The 19,104-nt window shown below is 67.6% G+C and carries 15 protein-coding genes and 1 tRNA gene; 10 read left to right on the forward strand and 6 right to left on the reverse strand.

Annotation, left to right across the window (positions count from 1 at the left end; translation table 11 throughout):
* Positions 1-51: 51 nt before the first annotated feature.
* The 5 genes from yiaA to AC56LW_RS00855 form a co-directional block, all read right to left on the reverse strand.
* Entirely contained in the window at positions 52-477 is a 426-nt protein-coding gene (gene yiaA / locus AC56LW_RS00835) for an inner membrane protein YiaA (protein WP_499630716.1), read from the reverse strand.
* 97 nt (positions 478-574) lie between these two features.
* Complete coding sequence (gene crcB / locus AC56LW_RS00840; protein ID WP_332530899.1) at positions 575-961, reverse strand: fluoride efflux transporter CrcB; 387 nt, start codon at positions 959-961, stop codon at positions 575-577.
* A complete protein-coding gene (gene moaE / locus AC56LW_RS00845) occupies positions 946-1,404 on the reverse strand; it encodes a molybdopterin synthase catalytic subunit MoaE (protein ID WP_183558183.1) in 459 nt (152 codons plus the stop codon). The genes crcB and moaE overlap by 16 nt, the downstream gene beginning before the upstream one ends.
* Positions 1,401-4,130: a DUF349 domain-containing protein gene (locus AC56LW_RS00850; RefSeq protein WP_499630719.1), complete on the reverse strand. Its 2,730-nt coding sequence runs from the start codon at positions 4,128-4,130 to the stop codon at positions 1,401-1,403. Before AC56LW_RS00850 ends, moaE begins: the two co-directional genes overlap by 4 nt.
* A 77-nt stretch (positions 4,131-4,207) precedes the next feature.
* A complete protein-coding gene (locus tag AC56LW_RS00855) occupies positions 4,208-4,792 on the reverse strand; it encodes a hypothetical protein (RefSeq protein ID WP_499630722.1) in 585 nt (194 codons plus the stop codon).
* A gap of 312 nt (positions 4,793-5,104) precedes the next feature.
* Between AC56LW_RS00855 and AC56LW_RS00860 the strand changes: the two genes are divergently transcribed.
* The 9 genes from AC56LW_RS00860 to AC56LW_RS00900 all read left to right on the forward strand — a co-directional run bounded on the left by AC56LW_RS00860 (position 5,105) and on the right by AC56LW_RS00900 (position 15,351).
* Positions 5,105-6,376, forward strand: a complete 1,272-nt coding sequence (locus AC56LW_RS00860) for an exonuclease SbcCD subunit D C-terminal domain-containing protein (RefSeq protein WP_499630725.1) — start codon at positions 5,105-5,107, stop codon at positions 6,374-6,376.
* The gene (locus AC56LW_RS00865) at positions 6,373-10,122 is read left to right on the forward strand and encodes an AAA family ATPase (RefSeq protein ID WP_499630728.1); all 3,750 of its coding nucleotides are present in this window, start codon (positions 6,373-6,375) and stop codon (positions 10,120-10,122) included. The genes AC56LW_RS00860 and AC56LW_RS00865 overlap by 4 nt, the downstream gene beginning before the upstream one ends.
* Positions 10,123-10,178: 56 nt before the next feature.
* Positions 10,179-10,388, forward strand: a complete 210-nt coding sequence (locus AC56LW_RS00870; RefSeq protein WP_183558170.1) for a hypothetical protein — start codon at positions 10,179-10,181, stop codon at positions 10,386-10,388.
* 19 nt (positions 10,389-10,407) lie between these two features.
* On the forward strand, positions 10,408-11,550 hold the full coding sequence (locus AC56LW_RS00875; protein ID WP_499630731.1) for a methyltransferase: 1,143 nt from the start codon (positions 10,408-10,410) through the stop codon (positions 11,548-11,550).
* Between the two features lie 62 nt (positions 11,551-11,612).
* Positions 11,613-11,689 (forward strand) — tRNA-Met (locus tag AC56LW_RS00880).
* 77 nt (positions 11,690-11,766) lie between these two features.
* Positions 11,767-12,000 carry a hypothetical protein gene (locus AC56LW_RS00885; RefSeq protein WP_332530905.1) on the forward strand — a complete coding sequence of 78 codons (234 nt, stop codon included), beginning with the start codon at positions 11,767-11,769 and terminating at the stop codon, positions 11,998-12,000.
* A 27-nt stretch (positions 12,001-12,027) separates the two neighbouring features.
* Entirely contained in the window at positions 12,028-13,437 is a 1,410-nt protein-coding gene (gene dbpA / locus AC56LW_RS00890) for an ATP-dependent RNA helicase DbpA (protein WP_258834760.1), read from the forward strand.
* A 151-nt stretch (positions 13,438-13,588) separates the two neighbouring features.
* Entirely contained in the window at positions 13,589-14,866 is a 1,278-nt protein-coding gene (locus AC56LW_RS00895) for a PEGA domain-containing protein (RefSeq protein WP_499630734.1), read from the forward strand.
* A gap of 11 nt (positions 14,867-14,877) precedes the next feature.
* Entirely contained in the window at positions 14,878-15,351 is a 474-nt protein-coding gene (locus AC56LW_RS00900) for a TssQ family T6SS-associated lipoprotein (RefSeq protein WP_499630737.1), read from the forward strand.
* A 4-nt stretch (positions 15,352-15,355) separates the two neighbouring features.
* Here the strand turns inward: AC56LW_RS00900 and AC56LW_RS00905 are convergent, their stop codons facing one another.
* A complete protein-coding gene (locus tag AC56LW_RS00905; RefSeq protein ID WP_499630740.1) occupies positions 15,356-16,948 on the reverse strand; it encodes an amidase in 1,593 nt (530 codons plus the stop codon).
* Positions 16,949-17,123: 175 nt separating this feature from the next.
* On the opposite strand from AC56LW_RS00905, the gene ilvD reads away from it, so the two are divergent.
* A complete protein-coding gene (gene ilvD / locus AC56LW_RS00910; protein ID WP_499630743.1) occupies positions 17,124-18,989 on the forward strand; it encodes a dihydroxy-acid dehydratase in 1,866 nt (621 codons plus the stop codon).
* Positions 18,990-19,104: the final 115 nt, after the last annotated feature.

Raw genomic sequence — 19,104 nt, forward strand, 5'->3', positions numbered from 1 at the left:
AGCACCCCGTCGGGCCACACGTAAGAAAAACACCTACAAAGAAAAAAGAAGTTAGCTGTCAGACAATCTGGATTCGGGTGCCGGCCCGGCCGCCTGCAGATCGCGCACGTTCTTTTGCACGGCAACCACGGCAAACAATGACAGCGCAAACGACATCGCATAAAAGCCTTTTTCGCTCAGCGCCAGTGTGGCGTTGATAAGGCCGATGCCCAGCAGCCCGATCGCTGCCATCAGCGAGAACCAGCACAGCGACACATACAGTCCCGTGACGGGCAAGCCTTCTGCACGATCACGCACTGTTTTTTGCAGGGAAATCGCGGCGAACAGGCCGTACAGCAGCAGCACGAGGTAATAACCTTTCTCGTTCAGCTGCATCTGCGCGTTCCAGAGGCCAATCAGATAGGCGGCCATGCCGATGATGAGTGCGCCCCAGGAGGCACCGACGAAGGCCGCGGTCGGCCGGTAATGAGTATGCATGATCGAGCCCCGTATGTATTTGCTGGACGGAAACTCTAGCATGCTTCAACCGGGCAAATTGTGCGTTGTCAGGCAAACCCGCCCTGCTTCGCCGACTTTACCCGCGCAGGGTACGCAGCAGGGCAAAACCGGCCATGCAGCACAGCAGCGAGCCGATCAGGTGCAAGGCCGTGTGGGCCAGCGCCCAGCCAATATCGCCGCGCTGCAGCAGCGTCATCGATTCGCCACTAAAACTGGAGAAGGTCGTCAAGCCACCGAGGAAGCCGGTAATGATGAACAGGCGCCAGTGCGGCGCCAGTCCGGGCTGATCGGCAAAGAACGCGAGCGCGCAGCCGATCAGGAAGCCACCGAGCAGGTTGGCCGCCAGCGTGCCGATCTGGACAAAGCCGTGCAGGCTGCCCAGCCACAGGCCCAGGCCCCAGCGCAGCCAGGCGCCGATGGCGGCGCCGAGCCCGACAGCGAGAAAATTCAGCGGGCTTGCCACCGCGCCCGCGCTGTATCGTCCGTCACGCGCGCATCGACCCAGCGCGCGCCGTCCGGCGTGTCTTCCTTCTTCCAGAACGGCGCTTCCGTCTTCAGGTAATCCATGATGAATTCGCAGGCCGCGAACGCATCGCCCCGGTGCGCGGCGGTGACGGCCACGAGCACAATCTGATCGAGCGGCAGCAGCGGCCCCACGCGGTGGATGACCAGGGTAGCGAACAGCGGCCAGCGCGCCGCGGCCTGGGCGGCGATGTCGTCGAGCGCCTTCTCGGTCATGCCGGGATAGTGCTCGAGTTCCATCGCCGCGACCTGCGCGCCGTCGTTCAGGTCGCGCACAGTGCCGACGAATGCCACGACAGCGCCGACCCGGGCGTCGCCCTCGCGCAGGCGCGCGACCTCGAGGCCGAGGTCGAAGTCGCCGGTTTGCACACGGACATTGTTCATGACGCCTCCTTCGGCTGACGCAGCATCAGGCATTCGATGCGTGTTTCAGTGCGCACGTCGGCCAAGGCCGGCAGCGCCAGCAGCGCGCGCAGCTCGGCCGTATTGCCGCCCGGCTTCTGGCCCGACTTGAGGGAGCTTTGCAGCACCTCGACCTGCAGGCGCAGGCGGTCCCGGGCGAATTCGGCGCCGCTGTCGATGCCAGCAGCGATCTCCAGGCGCAGCAGATCGTTCAACAGGCGCGGCCGGTTTTCCTGGAGCTGGCGCGCATACGCGGCGCGATCGCCTTCGAGCGCCGCCAGCGCCGCGTCGAAGCGCTTCTGCAGGATCGGCTCGTAACCCCCATCGACCGGGGCCAGTGCCGCCCAGCGGGCACGCCAGTCGTCACCCTGCGTGTGGGTGCCGGCATTGCTGTCCGGATCGGCGATTGCTGTTTCGAGCGCCTGGATCAGGCGCAGCTTGTCGCGCACGACGCCGGCCAGGACCGTGTCGGCGGCGCGCCGCACCTCGGCCACCTGCCCCTGCACCTGAGCCACGGCGGCCTGGTAACGCCCCTCGATACGCGCCTCGTGGGCGCGCGGTACCGGGCCGATCGCCTGCCATTCGGCGGCCGCTTCGCGCAGCATTCTCGCCACATTGGACGGTGTCGCATCACCTGCGGCTGCTTCGAGGCGGGCGCACAGCGCTTCCTTGGCCGCCTCGTGGGTGCGGCGTTCGCTGTCGGCCGCGTGCGCATGCTCCTTGCGGGCCGCGAACAGCGCATCACAGGCAGCGCGGAAACGCTGCCACAGCGCTTGCTCGGCCTTGCGTTCGAGTGGCAGCGCGCGCGCATGCTCTTGCCAGCGGCTCTGCAACTCGCGCAACATGTCGACGGCATGCCGTTCGTTCGGGTCGAGCTTGTGGACTTCTTCGATCAGTTGTTCCCGCACGGCGACTTCGACCTTGCGCTGGTTTTCCAGCGGCCGCTGCAGCGTCGTCAGTGCCTCGGAGAACAAACCGTCGAGACGTTTCTTTTCCTTGCGGTCGACCGCGCCCAGATGGCTCCAGGCCGTACGCAGGCGCTGGACGGTGGCCGACACATGCTTCCAGTCGGCATTGTCCTGCTGCAGGTTGGCGATCTCGGCCTGGGCTTCATCGACCAGCGCCTGGCCGCGCGCGGCATTCGCATGACGCTCGTCAGCCAACTGACGGAAATGCGCGGCGGCCGGCGCGTAGGCAGCGCTGCAGGCGGCGTCGAAGCGCTCCCACAGGCTGCGCGGTGCCGGGCCGGACAAGGTGTCGAGCGCCTTCCAGCGCTCGCGCATGCTGCCGACCTTCTTGGCCAGTTCGCCCATCGCCAGGTTCTGCGTGGCCAGCGTCTCCACTGTCTTGATCAATTCTTCGCGCGACACATTGCCGCCCCAGCGCGCCCAGTCCGACAAGCGTTTCAGGTCGGCACGCAGATGGGTCAGGTGCTCGAGCTGGGCGCCCGTCAGGCGCATGCCCTTGTCCTTGGCGTCCTTCAGCGATTTGTCGATTTCTGCGGCGGTCCCAAGCGAGCCCTGCTGCAGGGCGGCTTCGAGCGCCTCTAACTGGTCGAGGAAGGCCTGGTCGGCGCCCTTGTCTTTGGCGGGCGCGGCGCCGCTATCGGCTGGTGCGCCTGCTTGTGCTGCAACCGGGACCGCTTTCGGCTTGCGGATCGCTTGCGAGAACGACGCGAGCAAGGCGTCGAAGCGCGCTTGCAGCGCTTCAGAGGCGGCGGCGTTGACGGGCATGGCCGGCAGGCGCTGCCATTCGCGGCGCAGGGTATCCGGCGTCAATTCTTCTTGCGGCTGCGCCGCCCATGCGGCCAGGGCCGCGTCACGGGCAGCCAGCGCTGCGGCATCCTTCTCGGCGGTGGCCAGGCTGGCCGTCAGGCGCGCCAGTTCATTGCTCACCTCCCCGACCAGCGCACGCGGCAGCGATGGGTGGCCAGGGTCGGCCAGTGCCGCTGCCTGCTCCTGCTGCAGGCGGGCCAGCGCCTCGCCGAGCGCGGCGGCGTCCAGCCCCTGCCCGTCGAGCTGGCGCAACGCCGTCAGGCGATCGATCATGGCGCGCTGCAACTGCACCTGCGCTTCAAGACGCGCGCCAAGCTGGGCGCGCACGGCCTCGAAGTCGGCAGCGAGCTCTGGCGCGCGGATGACCGACCATTTGCGGTCGAGTTCGCCAACGTGGTTCGGCGTCAGCAACACATCCCCCAGCATGGCGCGCGCCTGCGCCAGCGTGTCTTCACCACGGCGCAGTTCGGCTTCGTGGTGGCGGATCGCGTCGAGCCGGCCATGCACGAGCTTGGCAACGCGGCGGTCGACATTGCGCATCGCGCCGTACACGCGCTCGAGGTGCTCGCGGCCATGGAGCAGCTCAGCGGCGGCCAGACGCAATTCGGAAAATGGGGATTGCAGGATGAACTCGGCGGCGGCTGCTTCGTCGTTGCCGAGCGCCTTGAGCTGCGCGGCCTGACGCTCACGGGCGCTGGCCACGGCGGCGCGCGCCTCGGCTGCCTGCGCCGCGGCATGGTTTGCCGCCTGCTCTGCTGCTGCGGCTGCTGCCGCCTTGGCCTTGTTATTGGCTTTGCTACCGGCCTTGCCAGCGGTCTTGCTAACGGCGGGCTGGGCTGCACCCGATTTTGCCGGGGCCGGCTTGACGGCGCCCTGTTGCTCGCCGGACGCGGCCGGCTTGCTGCCCTGCCGCTTGAAGAGAAAATCGAACATAGGAAATTCGCACCGCTAAAACTGCCATCATAGCAAAGAACATGGCGTCAACCGGCGCGCACGCCCTGCTGCAGCGGCTAATTCACGATGGGCACGACGGGCGGCAAGGCGGACGATTTCCTTGTTGAAACTTCTGCGGGAAACCTGGCGCGCACCACGCCGCGCCCCGTGTCGCGCTGTTCGTTCTGCACCGAGTCGTGGGCCAGCATCTGGTTGGCAATCGTGAACCAGTGGTCGCCGGGAATCAGCGTGCGCGCCAGCGGCAGCAACTCGCGCTCTTCGCGTTCGATGCGCTCGAGCAGCAGTTCGCAGCATGCCTCCAGCGCCGCCAGGCAGCCGGGATCGCCTTCGGCAGCGGCGGCCTGAGCCGCCATGCGCGCCGCGTGCGCGCGCCGGCTCAGCGCATCGAGTTCGGCCAGCAGCGCGCCGGCATCGGCGCCACGCCGGCGCAGCGCCGGCAACACGAATTTGTCGAGCTTGCGCCAGTGGCACGCGTCGCTGACCTGGCGCAGCGCGTCACAGGCCGCTTGATACTGGTGCGCCGCTGGCGGCTCGCCCCACCAGGCGGCGGGCCGCCAGCGCTCGAGCAGCGCCTGCAAATCGACGCGCGCCCGGGCCTGTTCGACGGATAGCGCCACCAGCGTGTAGGTGGAAGTAAGCATGATGTCTCCTCTCAATGCGCCGCCAGCGCGCATGGCGAGGCCATGCCGGATCGGCTGGGGATGCGGGTATCGGGGTAGCCGGCGATGGATTTTGTAGTAGTAGCCGGCGACAAGAACTAGCTAGTGTAGAGACACAGTCCTGGCCAGGTTTGATGTTCGTCAAATGCGATTTGACAACAAGAGCGGGGTCAGGCACGACGAATTTCCCCACACAACATGCTTGCGAGATGGTATTGCACGGCGCGCCACGACGGGTCGCCGGCTGCGTTATAGTAGGCCCCGATTTCGGCTTTCCCAACGGTAGAACTCCCCATGCGGCTGCTGCACACCTCCGACTGGCATCTTGGCCAGACCCTGCACAATTTCGACCGGATCCACGAACACCAGCGCTTCCTCGACTGGCTGGTCGACACGCTGGACGCGGAGCGCATCGACGTGCTGCTGATCGCCGGCGATATTTTCGATAACGCCAATCCATCGTCGGCAGCACATCGCCAGCTGTATCGCTTTCTGCAGCAGGCGCGCAGCCGCGTACCCCATCTGCAGGTGGTGGTCATCGCGGGTAACCACGATTCCGCCGGCCGGCTGGAAGCCCCCACGCCGCTGCTTGAGGCCTATGGCACGATTGTCGTGGGCAACGTGCTGCGCAGCAGCGATGGCGAGGTCGACCTCGACCGGCTGCTGGTGCCGCTGCATGACCGTGCCGGCAAGGTTGCCGCCTGGTGCCTGGCCGTGCCGTTCCTGCGTCCTGGCGACGTCCCGCGCCTGCGCGCCGCGGCGGGCGATGGGGCCAGCGATGCGCCAGGGCTCGATCCTTATCTGCAGGGCACCACCCTGCTGTACCGCCAGGCGTATGCGCTGGCGCGGTCCCGCGCCACGGAGGGCCAGGCCATCATCGCCATGGGCCACTGCCATATGGTCGATGGCCAGGCGTCGCTCGACTCCGAACGCCGCATCGTCATCGGCGGCACCGAGGCGCTGCCAAGCAGCATGTTCGATCCGGGCATCGCCTACGCAGCACTTGGCCACCTGCACCTGGCCCAGAAGGTCGGCGGGCGCGAGAACGTGCGCTACAGCGGCAGTCCGCTGCCGTTGTCGTTTTCCGAAGTCAATTACCAGCATCAAGTGCTGCGGATCGACCTGGAGGGCGATCATGCCGCGGAGGTCACGCCGCTGTTCGTGCCCCGCGCGGTGGCCTTGCTGCGGGTGCCGGCCAAACCTGCGCCGCTCGACGAGGCACTCGCGGCGCTCGAGGCGCTCGAACTCGATCCCGACCTGCCGCAGCATGCCTGGCCCTTTCTCGAAGTCAGGGTGCTGCTCGACGGGCCGGAACCCGGTCTGCGCGCGCGCATCGAGGCGGTACTGGCCGGCAGGCCAGTGCGTCTGGCCAAGATCGAACCGACCCGCAAGCACGTGGTCACCGACGACACCGAACTCGCGCTGAGCCTGGATCAACTGGCGCAGCTACAGCCGGACGATGTGTTCCGCCGCCTGTGGCTACAGAAATACGGCGCCGAGGCCCCGCCCGAGCAGATCGCGTCGTTTGCCGAACTGTTCCACGCGGTAGAAGGTGAGCCGCGATGAAGATCCTGCGTATCAGCGGCAAGAACCTCGCTTCGCTGGCGGGCGAATTCGCCATCGATTTCGAATCCGAGCCGCTTGCCTCCGCCGGCCTGTTTGCCATCAGCGGCCCAACCGGCGCCGGCAAGAGCACCCTGCTCGACGCACTGTGCCTCGCGCTGTATGGCGACACGCCACGGCTGCTGAAGCGCTCGAGCACGCGCCTGCCCGATGTGGGCGAAGAAACCGTCACCGCCCAGGATGCCCGCACGCTGCTGCGCCGGGGCGCCGCCGAAGGCTGGGCCGAGGTCGACTTTGTGGGGAGCGACGACCGGCGTTACCGCGCCCGCTGGGCCGTGCGGCGTTCGCGCAACAAGCCCAACGGCGCGCTGCAACCAGTCAAGATTTCGCTGAACCGGCTGCCCGAACTGATCCCGGTCGGCGGCACCAATACGGAAGCCGCGGCAGAGATCGTGCAACGCATCGGCCTGTCGTTCGAACAGTTCACGCGCGCCGTACTGCTGGCCCAGAACGAATTCTCGGCATTCCTCAAAACCGACGAGAACGAGCGTGGCGAACTGCTCGAAACGCTCACCGGCACGACGATCTACAGCGACATTTCGCGCCGGGCGTTCGAGCGCTACAAAGCCGAACAGGTCCGCACCCAGGTGCTGCAATCGAAACTGGCCAATGCGGCCCCGCTGTCGCCGGAAGACCGCGCGCTGCTGGACACCGAACGCACGAACGCCGACCTGGCCCGGCAAGCGCTGGACGATCGCCACGCCCTGCTCGAGGGACAACTGCGCTGGCACCAGGAACTGGACAAGCTCACGCGCGGTGAAGCGCAGGCCGAACAGGCACTGGCGGCGGCCAACGCGCAGCGCGCGGATGCCGGCGAGCGGCGCCAGCGCCTGGCCACCCTCGACGCGGTGCAGGCGGCGCGACCCTTGAGCATGGAGGTGCAGCGCCTTGAAGCCGAGCGTCGGCAAGCCCATTCCGCCATCGAGACGACGCAGGCCCAGCTGGCGGCAGCGCTCGAGGTGCGACGCAGCAGCGTGGCCGAGACCGACGCAGCCACCGCGCAGCTGGATGCCGCCGAAGCAGCACTGCGTACAGCAACGCCGCAACTGGATGACGCCAAGGCCCTCGATGCGGCGCTGGCGACATTGGCGCCAAACCACGTGCAGGCGCAGTCGGCGCTCGACGCCACGCGCATGCAGGCGCGCCAGGCCCGCGAGCAGCACGCGGCCAAATCGACTGCACTGGCACGTGCGCAGCAAGCCCGCGATAACGCTGCCGCCTGGCTGGCAGCCCGGTCGCGCCTCGACGCGGTGGCCGGTGCCTGGGGCCAATGGGAACGATTGCTGCGCCAGGGCGAAGACACGCTTGCCACGCTGGCCGCCAACCAGACGGCGGCCGAGACCATCCAGACCCAGGCACTGGGCGCTGCCGGGCGCGAAGCGCAAGCCACGAGCGCGCTCGCGGCCAGCACCGAGCGCCTCGATGCGCTGGAGACGACGCGCCGCGCGGCGATGGCCGCGCTGGCCGGTGTCGATGCCGACGCCATCGGCGCCGAACGCCAGGCTCTCGATGTGCGCCGCGAACGCCTGACGCAGGCCGAGCGCACCTGGAATGACCTGGCGGCCGCGCACGCTACGCTGACCAGCCTCGCGCGCGACATCGATCGCGTGGAGACAGCGCGCTCAGGCGCCGAACAGGGACTGGCCGAGGTACGCGCTGGCGCGCCAGCGCTGGAAGCGGCCATGACGCAGGCCGAACGCTCGCTGGCGGCAGCGGAACTCGCATGCGCGGCAGATGTCGAACAGTTGCGTGCGAATCTGGACGACGACGCGCCCTGCCCCGTCTGCGGCGCGCACGAGCATCCATATGCCCATCAGGCTGCACCGTTGAGAAACATGCTCACCAGCCTGCGCGCCGAAGTCGACGGCTGCCGCCTGCGCGTGCGCGGCAACAACGCGCTGCAGGCGCAGAATGCGGCGGCAGCCGGCGCGGCGCACGAGCGGTTGGCGGCGCTGGCGCACGAGCGCAGCACGCTGAGCGAGCGCGTCGCCAGCCTCGAACAAGCCTGGCACGCCGACCCGCTGGCGGCGGCCGCGCCGCCGGCCGCCGAACGCGCCGACTGGTTCGCTGCCCAGCGCAGCGCGCTGCGCGACGCGTTGGACGCATTGGCCCGGCAAGAACAACAGTGGCGCGCCGCCGCCGTTGCCCGCGACGCGGCCCAGCACGACGTCGACGCCGCCCAGTCCGACCTGGCCCGCCTGCGCTCGGCAGCAGAAGCCGAGCGCGAAGCGGCAGCCGGGTTGCAAGCCGCGCTCAAGACCCACACGCTGCGCCACGAGGCAGCGAGCGCGCAACTGACCGCGCTGCTGGCCGAACTCGACGGCCCGCTGGCCGACGCGCATGGCGATGGCTGGCAAGCAGCATGGCGCCGCGATCCGGCCACCTGGCGCGGGGCGCGCGGGCACGAAGCCGCCGCGTGGCGTGACCAGACCGACGCGCTGGCCCGCGCTACTGCCACGATTGCCACACTGGACGTGGAAACGACGGCGCTGGCCACGCGCATCGCCGAAATCGACGCCGCCGGCGCGCGCAGTGCACTCGACTTCGAACGCATCGACGCCGAGCTCACACAAAAACGCACGGCGCGCGCCGCGCTGTGGGCCGGCCGTCCGGCACGCGAGGTCGAGCGCGAACTGAATGCCGCCGTCACCGGCGCGCGTGAACAACTCGCGGCGCGCCAGCTGGTGGCGCAGCACGCGGCACAGGGCGAAACGACGGCGCGCACCGCACTGGCGGGCCTGGTCGAGCGCGTGGCGCAACTCGACAGCGCCGGCGCGGCGGCGGCCACCGCCCTGGCCGACTGGCTGGAGGACTACCGCAAGGATCCCGACGGCGTGGACGACATCGCCAATCTGGATGCGCTGGCCCGCCTGCTGCAAGTGGGCACGGCCTGGCTGGCGCAGGAACGCATGGCTTTGAATGCGATCGATACCGAGGTCGGCCAGGCCACCGCCATCCTGAACGAGCGGCGCGCCCAGCGTCTGGCGCATCTGGCGTCGGCCCCGCCGGACGGCCAGCCGGTCGAGGCCGTCACGGCGGCGTTCGACGCGATCCAGGCCGAGCGCCATGCGGCGATCGAAGCATCGACCTCGGCACGCCTGCGGGTCATGCAGGACGACGAGCGGCGCGTGGCCGCCGCGTCGAGCCTGCGCGAGATCGAGCAGCAGCAGGTGCAGGAGCAGCGCTGGGGCAAGCTGTCGGAGCTGATCGGTTCGAGCGACGGCAAGAAATTCCGCAATTACGCGCAGCAGTTCACGCTCGACGTGCTGCTTGGCTATGCGAATGCGCACCTGGCGCAGCTGGCCAGACGCTATCGCCTCGAGCGCGTCAGCTACGCGGGCATGCCGTCGCTGGCGTTGATGGTGCGCGACCAGGACATGGGCGGCGAAGTACGCTCGGTCAATTCGCTGTCCGGTGGCGAATCGTTCCTGGTGTCGCTCGCGCTGGCGCTGGGGCTGGCTTCGCTGTCATCGAACCGGGTGCGGGTGGAGTCGCTGTTCATCGACGAGGGCTTCGGCAGCCTCGACAGCGAAACGCTGGGCGTGGCGATGGACGCGCTGGACGCGCTGCAGTCACTGGGCCGCAAGGTGGGCGTGATTTCGCACGTGCAGGAGATGACCGAGCGCATCGCAACCAAGGTGCTGGTGCGCCCGGCGGGTGGCGGCAGCAGCGCGGTGGTGGTCGAATGACGCCGGGCCAGGCGGTGTAAAATGCCGCCCTCCTCTCCTCTACCTGCTCCGTGATCATGAAACCAGCCCGTACCCTGACGTTCAAGTGCGCAAAATGCACCAAGCCAGTCACCGTCTACTTGCAAAAAGTCTCCGCCTGCTCGCACATCCAGCCTTACCAGGGCATCTGCGGCTGCGGTGAAGTCAAGCGCCACGCCACCGGCAATGCCGACGCCGTTGCGTCCTATCTTGCCTCGAGCGACGGCAACTGGAACCACCATCACTAATACTAATAGGGATCAAGCGATGGCACGCATCGAATGGGTCGAGGACGGCGTCGAACGCTCGGCCGTCTGGCGCTCGGAGAGCGGCTGGCCCGCGCCGAAGAAGGTCGTGCTGGCCGACGACACGATGAGCGCCGACGCCGCCTACCGGCTGGCGCTCGACGGCACGGCGCTGCTGTGGCGCGGCGACTTTCAGAACGCCCGCCAGCTGGTGCAGGCGCTCGCGCGCCGGATCGACCACAAGGGCGAGCGCCCACGCCGCGCCAAGGCCGGCAAGGCCGTGCCCACGCCACTCGAAGCCTTCCACCGCCATCGCCTCTCCCAGTTGCAGCGCGCCCGCACGCTGGCAATGCTGGTGCTGCCGTTCGAGGCCGATCACAGCATCCCCCTGCGCCGCGCGCCCGATGCGCAACAGGCTTGCCTGGAAGCCTACGGCGCGGTCGATGCGCCGTATGTCGCCTCGCTGCGCGAACTGCTGGGCGTGATCGGCGCCCATGAGTGGCGCAGCAAGGGCGTCATGATTCCGGCGCTGAGCGACCGCATCCACCCGTGGTACGGCGTGTTCTCGCCCGTGCGCGGCGAATACGTTGAACTGGTCGCGCAGGCGCCGCTGCCTGCCAGCGCCCGGCGCGCATTCGACATCGGGGCTGGCACCGGTGTGCTGTCGGCCGTGCTGGCGCGGCGCGGCCTGCAGGTGCTGGCAACCGAGGTCGATCCGCGGGCGCTGGGCTGCGCGCGCGAAAACATCGAGCGCCTGGGCCTGGCGGCGCAGGTTGAGATCGCGCAGACCGACCTGTTCCCGGACGGCCGCGCGCCGCTGGTTGTCTGCAATCCACCGTGGTTGCCGGGCAAGCCGAGTTCGGCGATCGAGTATGCGATCTACGATCCGGACAGCCGCATGCTGCGCGCGTTCCTGGCGGACCTCGGTGCCCATCTGGAGGCCGGTGGCGAAGGCTGGCTGATCATGTCGGACTTTGCCGAGCACCTGGGCCTGCGCAGCCGCGATCAGTTGCTTGGATGGATTGCGGCAGGTGGTCTGGAAGTCATCGAGCGCCACGACACGCGGCCCGTGCACCCGCGCGCGACCGATGCCGACGATCCGCTGCACGCGGCGCGCTCGCAGGAAGTCACGTCGCTGTGGCGCCTGCGCAGCAGCGCCATTTGAGGGATTTACCCCCTCTGCACGTCGCGCATTGCATATTGCTGCGCAGCGCGCTATAATTGCGCTGCGGGGTGGAGCAGTCTGGCAGCTCGTCGGGCTCATAACCCGAAGGTCACAGGTTCAAATCCTGTCCCCGCAACCAATTCAATACAAAAGCCCGACTCACAGAGCCGGGCTTTTGTTTTCTATGGCAACAAGATGCAACCTCGAAGGCAGAGGATGAGAGACAAGAAAGACCACGCAACGTTCGACCTGCCTGGTTTCGAGCCGGCAGCGCCGCTCGATACGGTCACCGAACCCAAACGCACCGGCCCTCGTCCCCGCCGCGGTTCGCTCAAGCAAGAACAACTCTGCCTGATCGACGAAACCGACAACTCCGGCCTGCCTGTCTGGCGCCGCGACGACAAGCTCGACCTGACCGGCCTGCCGGTCTGGGCGCCCGATCCCCAATAGCGTCGGCCCTGCCGGCTGGAGGCTTCCATGCAATCCGATTCGTTTACCTCGCTGGCCCTCACGCCGCAATTTCTCGCCAACCTGACCACCCTTGGTTACGACCACATGACGCAGGTGCAGGCGGAAACGCTGCCGTCCGTCCTGGCGGGCAGTGACCTGATCGCCCAGGCCAAGACCGGCAGCGGCAAGACCGCGGCGTTCGGCATCGGCATTCTGCACAAGCTCAATCCGGCCTGGTTCGCGATCCAGGGCCTGGTGCTGTGCCCGACGCGCGAACTGGCCGACCAGGTCGCCGGCGAACTGCGCCGGCTGGCGCGCGGCGTGGGCAACGTCAAGATCCTGACGCTGACCGGCGGCGTGTCGATGCGGCCGCAAATTGCGTCGCTCGAACATGGCGCGCACATCGTCGTCGGCACGCCGGGCCGCATTCGCGACCACCTGGGCCGCGCGACGCTCGACCTGGCCAACGTGCAGACGCTGGTGCTGGACGAAGCCGACCGCATGACCGACATGGGCTTTTACGACGAGATCGCGGGCATCGTGTCGGCCACGCCAAAGCATCGCCAGACACTGCTGTTCTCGGCCACCTACCCGGACGATATCCGCTTTGCCACGCAAGGCTTCCTGCGCGATCCGCTGGAAGTGAAGGTTGAGGGCAAGCACAGCTTCGAGCAGATCGACCAGCGTTTTTATGAGATCGGCTTCGAAGGCCGCGAAGATGCGGTCGGCCGCCTGCTGCGCCATCATCGCCCCGTGTCGGCGCTGGCCTTCTGCAACACCAAGGCGCGTTGCCGCGAACTGGCTGACGCACTGCAGGCGCAAGGCTTTTCGGCGCGCGCGCTGTACGGCGAACTCGAACAGAGCGAACGCGATGAAATCCTGGTGCTGTTCGCCAACCGCAGCTGCTCGGTGCTGGTGGCCACCGACGTCGCTGCGCGCGGCCTGGATATCGCCGACCTGGACACCGTGATCAATGTGGACGTGTCGAAAGACCCCGAAGTCCACGTGCACCGCATCGGCCGCACCGGCCGTGCTGGCGGCAGCGGCATGGCGCACACCCTGTGCGCGCCGAACGAAAAAAAATGGGTTGGCCTGATCGAGCAGTACCAGGACCAGCCAGCCGTCTGGGAAAGCCTGGCTGCGCTGGGCGACGACGCCGAACCGGCCGCACCGGCCCCAATGGTCACGCTGGTGATCGCCGGCGGCAAGAAGGCCAAGCTGCGTCCGGGCGACCTGCTGGGTGCGCTGACGGGCGACGCCGGTCTGACGAAAGACCAGGTCGGCAAGATCAATATCGGCGAATTCAACAGCTACGTCGCACTCGAGCGCAGCGTGGCGCAGGCTGCCGTCAAGCGCCTGGGCGAAGGCGACGCGCCGGGACCGGGCTTTGGCGTCATCAAGGGCCGCTGGTTCAAGATGCGTTTTCTCGACGCCTGAACGGTTGCGCGGCAGCGTACTTGCCGCGCATCTACTACCCCATCTGCCGCGCACGCTTAAGTTGGGGGTACCGTCTTCCCCACAAATCTGGCATTATTTGCAATAAATAAACATTCGTTCGGCCCGCGCAAGCGGCGACCGGCAAGATGCCATGAACCCCAGCACGCCCCCGCAGCAACTCGACGGCCGCACGGTCCGCGAGATCGTCGAGTACAACCACGAGATGGTCAGCGAGCCATGGTGCCGCCGCATCATCCGTCAGGTGCTGCAATCGCTCGAAGTCCAGTACGGCATGAACGTGCCGCACCGCCGCATCACGCCCGACAGCCTGCATATTCTCGAGGCCGGCGACCCGATGCTGGTGCCGGGCTACAGCGAGTTGCCCGACACTGCCGTGCCGGCCGACTACGAAGCGCGCGACCTGTACGACCTGGCCGCCGTGATGCACTACGCGATCTCGCAGGAACTGGCACCGCTCACGCTGTTGCGCACGCTGGGCTTGACCGAGTACAGCGAGAGCTTCCTCGCGGCGCTCGACCGCTGCCTGTCGCCCGACCCCGCCGTGCGGCCGCAAACCATCGAGCAGATGCGCGGCCTGCTGGGCATTGCCGTCATCGCGCCGAAGCCCGCCATCTCGCTGCCACCGATCGATGACGAGCCCGTGGCGCCAGTGGTGCCGCTGCCAATGCCTACGCCGGCACCGACGCCAGCCCCTCCGCCGACGCCAGAACCTGTCCGCGCGCCTGAACCAGTAGCGGTGCCAAAGCCAGCGCCGGCAGCGCCACCCCCCGCCCCCGGTCCGCTCCCGATGCGCGCCGCCGCCAATGCATCGACGCCGATGGCGCCCGCGCCAACGCCGGTCGCTGCCCGGCGCAACAAGACACGCTGGCCGCTGATCGTCGGCGCCATCCTCCTGATCCTGGCCGCGCTGGCCGCCTTGTTCGCACTGACGCGCCAGGCCGACCTGAGCGGCATGAAAGACAGGTCGGCGCTGCCGGAGACGCCCGAGGCGCCCGTGCCGGCAGCCGCGCCCGCGCCGCTGGTGACGCTGGCCGAAGAACCGCCACGGCTCGACGCCCCCGTCATCGACGAGACCGCACCGCGCGCGACCACTGCCACCCCGCCGCCAGCCAAACCCGACGTTGCCGTACCACCGACCGCCGTGCGCCTGGCGCCGCAGGGCACACCGCCCGAAGCGGCTGTCGCCGGCACCACCTATAAACTCCTGATCCAGCCGTGGGGGACGATCGTCGTCGATGGCGTCGAGCGCGGCGCCACGCCGCCGCTCAAACACATCACGCTGCCGCCGGGCGAGCACACGATCCGCATCGTCAACCCGGGCTTCCCCGAGCACACGGTGACCGTGCAGTCGGTCGAAGGCCAGAGCAGCACGATCGAACTTGATTTCACCGAGGAGAAAACGCCTTGAGCACCCGTTTCATGAAACACCTGCCTGCGGCGCTGATCGCCGTGATGGCGACTGGCTGCGCCGAATTCGGCCCGGCACTGGGCGGCAAGGAAGCCGCGCGCGCCCATCCCCGCGCTGACGACGCGCGTCCGCGCGCTGAACGTGCCCAGCGTGCAGACCGCACGAACCGCCCTGCCGCCGGCACGGTCGACCGCAGCGATGTCGCACTGCGCGAAGGCATCGCGCTGTACAACGACGGCGATTACAACGGTGCGATCCGGCGCCTGACGAGCGCCGACATGAAAACCGGCACCCCTCGCGAACGCCTGTCGGCCGCCAAATACACGGCGTTCAGCTATTGCGTGAGCGGGCGCCAGGCGCTGTGCCGCGAGACGTTCGACGGCGCGTTCCGGCTTGATCCGGGCTTCGACCTGAGCCCCGGCGAACACGGCCACCCGCTGTGGGGCCCGGTCTTCAGCCAGGCCAAGGGGGCGGCGCGCCGCTAGTGATTTACGCGCTGACGCGCGCCCGGTAGGTCGGCGCGCGGCGGCGCCGGCTGGCCTGCTCGTAGGCGTACGCCATCCCGATCAGCGCCGGCTCGCTCCACGCCGTGCCAACGAACGACAGCCCGACCGGCAAACCGTGGATAAACCCTGCGGGCACCGTGATATGGGGATAGCCGGCCACCGCTGCAGGCGATGAAAAACTTGCGCCGTAATGGTCGCCGTTGACGGTGTCAGTCAGCCAGGCCGGCCCGCCGGTCGGCGCCACCAGCGCGTCGAGCTTGTAGGCACGCAGCACCTGATCGATCCCCTTGTCGCGCGAATAGCGCTGGTTATTCGCCAGTGCCTTCACGTAGTCGCGCGCCTGCAGGCCGCCCGCCGCCTGCGCTGCGATCAGGTGTTCCTGACCGAAGAACGGCATCTCCCGCGCTGCATTGCGCAGGTTGAACGCAATGATGTCGGCCATGGTCTTGACCGGCGCATGCGGCGCATAGGTCGCCAGCCACGCTTCGAGGTCGGGCCGGAATTCGTGCAGCAACACGGTCAGTTCGGACGCGCCATACTTGTCGGTATTGGGCACCGTGACATCGACCAGCACCGCGCCCTGCGCCCTGAGCACGCCCAGTTCCTTCTCGATCAGCGCATTGACACCGTCATGCCCGCCAAAAAAGTCACGCGCCACACCGATGCGCTTGCCGCGCAAGCCATCCTTGCGCAGCGCGTTCGCATAATTGATGGCGGGGGCACGCGCCGTGGCGCCATCCTGCGGGTCGGCGCCGGCCAGTGCTCCCAGCAGCAGCGCCGCGTCGGCGACGCTGCGCGTCATCGGCCCGGCCGTGTCCTGCGAATGCGCGATGGGAATGATGCCGCTGCGGCTGACCAGGCCCAGGGTCGGCTTGATGCCGACGATGCCGCAGGTTGACGCGGGCGAGACGATGGAGCCATCGGTTTCCGTGCCGACGGCCAGCGTGGCCAGACTGGCTGCCATTGCCGAGGCCGAGCCGGAACTCGAGCCGCTCGTGTTGCGGTCGAGCGCATACGGATTGCGGGTCAGGCCGCCGCGTCCGCTCCAGCCGCTGGTCGAACGGGTCGAGCGCATGTTCGCCCATTCCGACAGATTGGTCTTGCCGAGGATGACAGCGCCGGCATTGCGCAGGCGGGCCACGATGTGGGCGTCGCGCCGGGCCTTGACGCCATCCAGCGCCAGCGAGCCTGCCGTCGTGCTCATCTTGTCGGCGGTAGCGATATTGTCTTTCAACAGGACCGGAATGCCGTGCAGCGGGCCGCGCAGCTTGCCGGCCTTGCGTTCGCGGTCACGCTCGCGGGCGATCTCGAGCGCGTCGGGATTGATTTCGATGACCGAGCGCAGGCGTGGGCCGGCGCGGTCGATGGCCGCGATGCGGGCCAGGTAACGCGAGGCCAGCTCGTGCGCCGTCAGCTTGCCGGCGCGCATGGCCTGCCCCTGCGCGTAGACACCGGCCTCGAGGATGGCGGCCGGCGCCGTTTTCGATGGCGCGGCGTGTGCCAGCATGCTCGTGCCGGCAACCGAACCGGATACCGTCCCGGCCACACCCATTCGTACAAAATCCCTGCGCTCCATGCCTGTGTACTCCGTCAAATGGTCAAGCAATAGCATAGCAGCAACGTGACAGGCGAACTGCCGGGCTGTGATAGGTGAAACGACTCACAGACGCGTCGATCATATATTGGACAAATCCAGCGCCAGCCATCACCCTGATCCAATCATTGTTTTTGCATTATTCTGGGAGATTGCCATGCCGACTTACCGTTCACACACCACGACCCAGGGTCGCAATATGGCAGGCGCCCGCGCCCTGTGGCGCGCCACAGGCATGAAAGACGGCGACTTCGACAAGCCGATCATCGCCGTGGTCAACTCGTTCACGCAGTTCGTGCCGGGCCACGTCCACCTGAAAGACCTGGGCCAGCTGGTCGCACGCGAGATCGAAGCGGCTGGCGGCGTGGCCAAGGAATTCAATACCATCGCCGTCGACGACGGCATCGCGATGGGCCACGGCGGCATGCTGTACTCGCTGCCTTCGCGCGACCTGATTGCCGACTCGGTCGAATACATGGTCAACGCGCACTGCGCCGACGCGATGGTCTGCATCTCGAACTGCGACAAGATCACACCCGGCATGCTGATGGCCGCGATGCGCCTGAACATTCCGACCGTGTTCGTCTCGGGCGGTCCGATGGAAGCCGGCAAGGTCATCAAGGTCGTGAACAACGAACGCAAGGTCATCAAGCTCGACCTGATCGATGCGATGATCAAGGCTGGCGACGCCTCCGTGTCGGACGCCGACGTGGCCGAGATCGAGCGCTCGGCCTGTCCGACCTGCGGCTCGTGTTCGGGCATGTTCACGGCCAACTCGATGAATTGCCTGACCGAGGCGCTCGGCCTGGCGCTGCCGGGCAACGGCACGATCGTCGCGACCCATGCCGACCGCAAGGAACTGTTCCTGCGCGCCGGCCGCCTGATCGTCGAGACCGCCAAGCGCCACTACGAGGAAGACGACTACTCGGTGCTGCCGCGCTCGATCGCGACCAAGACCGCGTTCGAGAACGCGATGGCGCTCGACGTGTCGATGGGTGGCTCGACCAACACCGTGCTGCACCTGCTGGCCGCCGCGCACGAAGCCGAAGTCGACTTCACGATGGCCGACATCGACCGCATCTCGCGCCTGGTGCCCTGCCTGTGCAAGGTGGCGCCGATGACCGACAAATACCATATCGAAGACGTGCACCGCGCCGGCGGCATCTTCTCGATCCTGGGCGAGCTGGCGCGCGCCGGCCTGTTCGACACGTCGCTGCCGACGATCCACAGCCCGACGATGGCTGCGGCCATTGAAAAATACGACATCGCGGTCAGTACCGACGAAGCCGTGCACCAGTGGTTCCGCGCAGCACCGGGCGGCGTGCCGACCCAGGTGGCGTTTTCGCAGGCCGAGCGCTACGAAAAGAACGACCTCGACCGCGCAATGGGCTGCATCCGCGACCGCGAGCACGCGTATTCGAAGGATGGCGGCCTGGCAGTCTTGTACGGCAACATCGCCGAAAAAGGCTGCATCGTGAAGACGGCCGGCGTGGACGAAAGCATCCTCAAATTCTCGGGCAAGGCGCGCGTGTTCGAGAGCCAGGACGCGGCGGTCGAAGCGATCCTGGGCGACAACGTCACGGCTGGCGACGTCGTCATCATTCGCTACGAAGGCCCGAAAGGCGGACCGGGCATGCAGGAGATGCTGTACCCGACCTCGTACATCAAGTCCAAGGGCCTGGGCAAAGCGTGCGCATTGTTTACCGATGGCCGTTTCTCGGGTGGCTCGTCGGGCCTGGTGATCGGACATGCGTCGCCCGAAGCGGCCGAAGGCGGCGCAATCGGACTGGTGCAGGAAGGCGACATGGTCGACATCGACATCCCCGAGCGCACCATCAACCTGCGCGTGACGACCGAGGAACTGGCGCACCGCCGTGCGGCGATGGACGCACTGGGCGCGGACGCCTGGTTGCCGCTGGGGCGCGAGCGTTACGTCTCGCAGGCACTGCAGGCCTATGCGGCGCTGACCACGTCGGCCGATCGCGGCGCGGTGCGGGATCTGGCGCAGCTGCGCCGCAAGTAGGGTTGCTTGGTACGGCGCTGTAGGGTGGGCGGCTACGCCGTCCACGCGTTCAAACCAAACCGGCGCTGTGTTAAATCGTATGGTTCGATGGGCTTGATTGAACGCGTGGACGGCA

Source organism: Telluria sp. LT2P80 (assembly GCF_059685955.1).

Coding starts and splice junctions, on each gene's coding strand:
- yiaA (WP_499630716.1), bottom strand. CDS start 477: ATGCATACTCATTACCGGCCGACCGCGGCCTTCGTCGGTGCCTCCTGG.
- moaE (WP_183558183.1), bottom strand. CDS start 1,404: ATGAACAATGTCCGTGTGCAAACCGGCGACTTCGACCTCGGCCTCGAG.
- AC56LW_RS00850 (WP_499630719.1), bottom strand. CDS start 4,130: ATGTTCGATTTTCTCTTCAAGCGGCAGGGCAGCAAGCCGGCCGCGTCC.
- AC56LW_RS00855 (WP_499630722.1), bottom strand. CDS start 4,792: ATGCTTACTTCCACCTACACGCTGGTGGCGCTATCCGTCGAACAGGCC.
- AC56LW_RS00860 (WP_499630725.1), top strand. CDS start 5,105: ATGCGGCTGCTGCACACCTCCGACTGGCATCTTGGCCAGACCCTGCAC.
- AC56LW_RS00865 (WP_499630728.1), top strand. CDS start 6,373: ATGAAGATCCTGCGTATCAGCGGCAAGAACCTCGCTTCGCTGGCGGGC.
- AC56LW_RS00870 (WP_183558170.1), top strand. CDS start 10,179: ATGAAACCAGCCCGTACCCTGACGTTCAAGTGCGCAAAATGCACCAAG.
- AC56LW_RS00875 (WP_499630731.1), top strand. CDS start 10,408: ATGGCACGCATCGAATGGGTCGAGGACGGCGTCGAACGCTCGGCCGTC.
- AC56LW_RS00885 (WP_332530905.1), top strand. CDS start 11,767: ATGAGAGACAAGAAAGACCACGCAACGTTCGACCTGCCTGGTTTCGAG.
- dbpA (WP_258834760.1), top strand. CDS start 12,028: ATGCAATCCGATTCGTTTACCTCGCTGGCCCTCACGCCGCAATTTCTC.
- AC56LW_RS00895 (WP_499630734.1), top strand. CDS start 13,589: ATGAACCCCAGCACGCCCCCGCAGCAACTCGACGGCCGCACGGTCCGC.
- AC56LW_RS00900 (WP_499630737.1), top strand. CDS start 14,878: ATGAAACACCTGCCTGCGGCGCTGATCGCCGTGATGGCGACTGGCTGC.
- AC56LW_RS00905 (WP_499630740.1), bottom strand. CDS start 16,948: ATGGAGCGCAGGGATTTTGTACGAATGGGTGTGGCCGGGACGGTATCC.
- ilvD (WP_499630743.1), top strand. CDS start 17,124: ATGCCGACTTACCGTTCACACACCACGACCCAGGGTCGCAATATGGCA.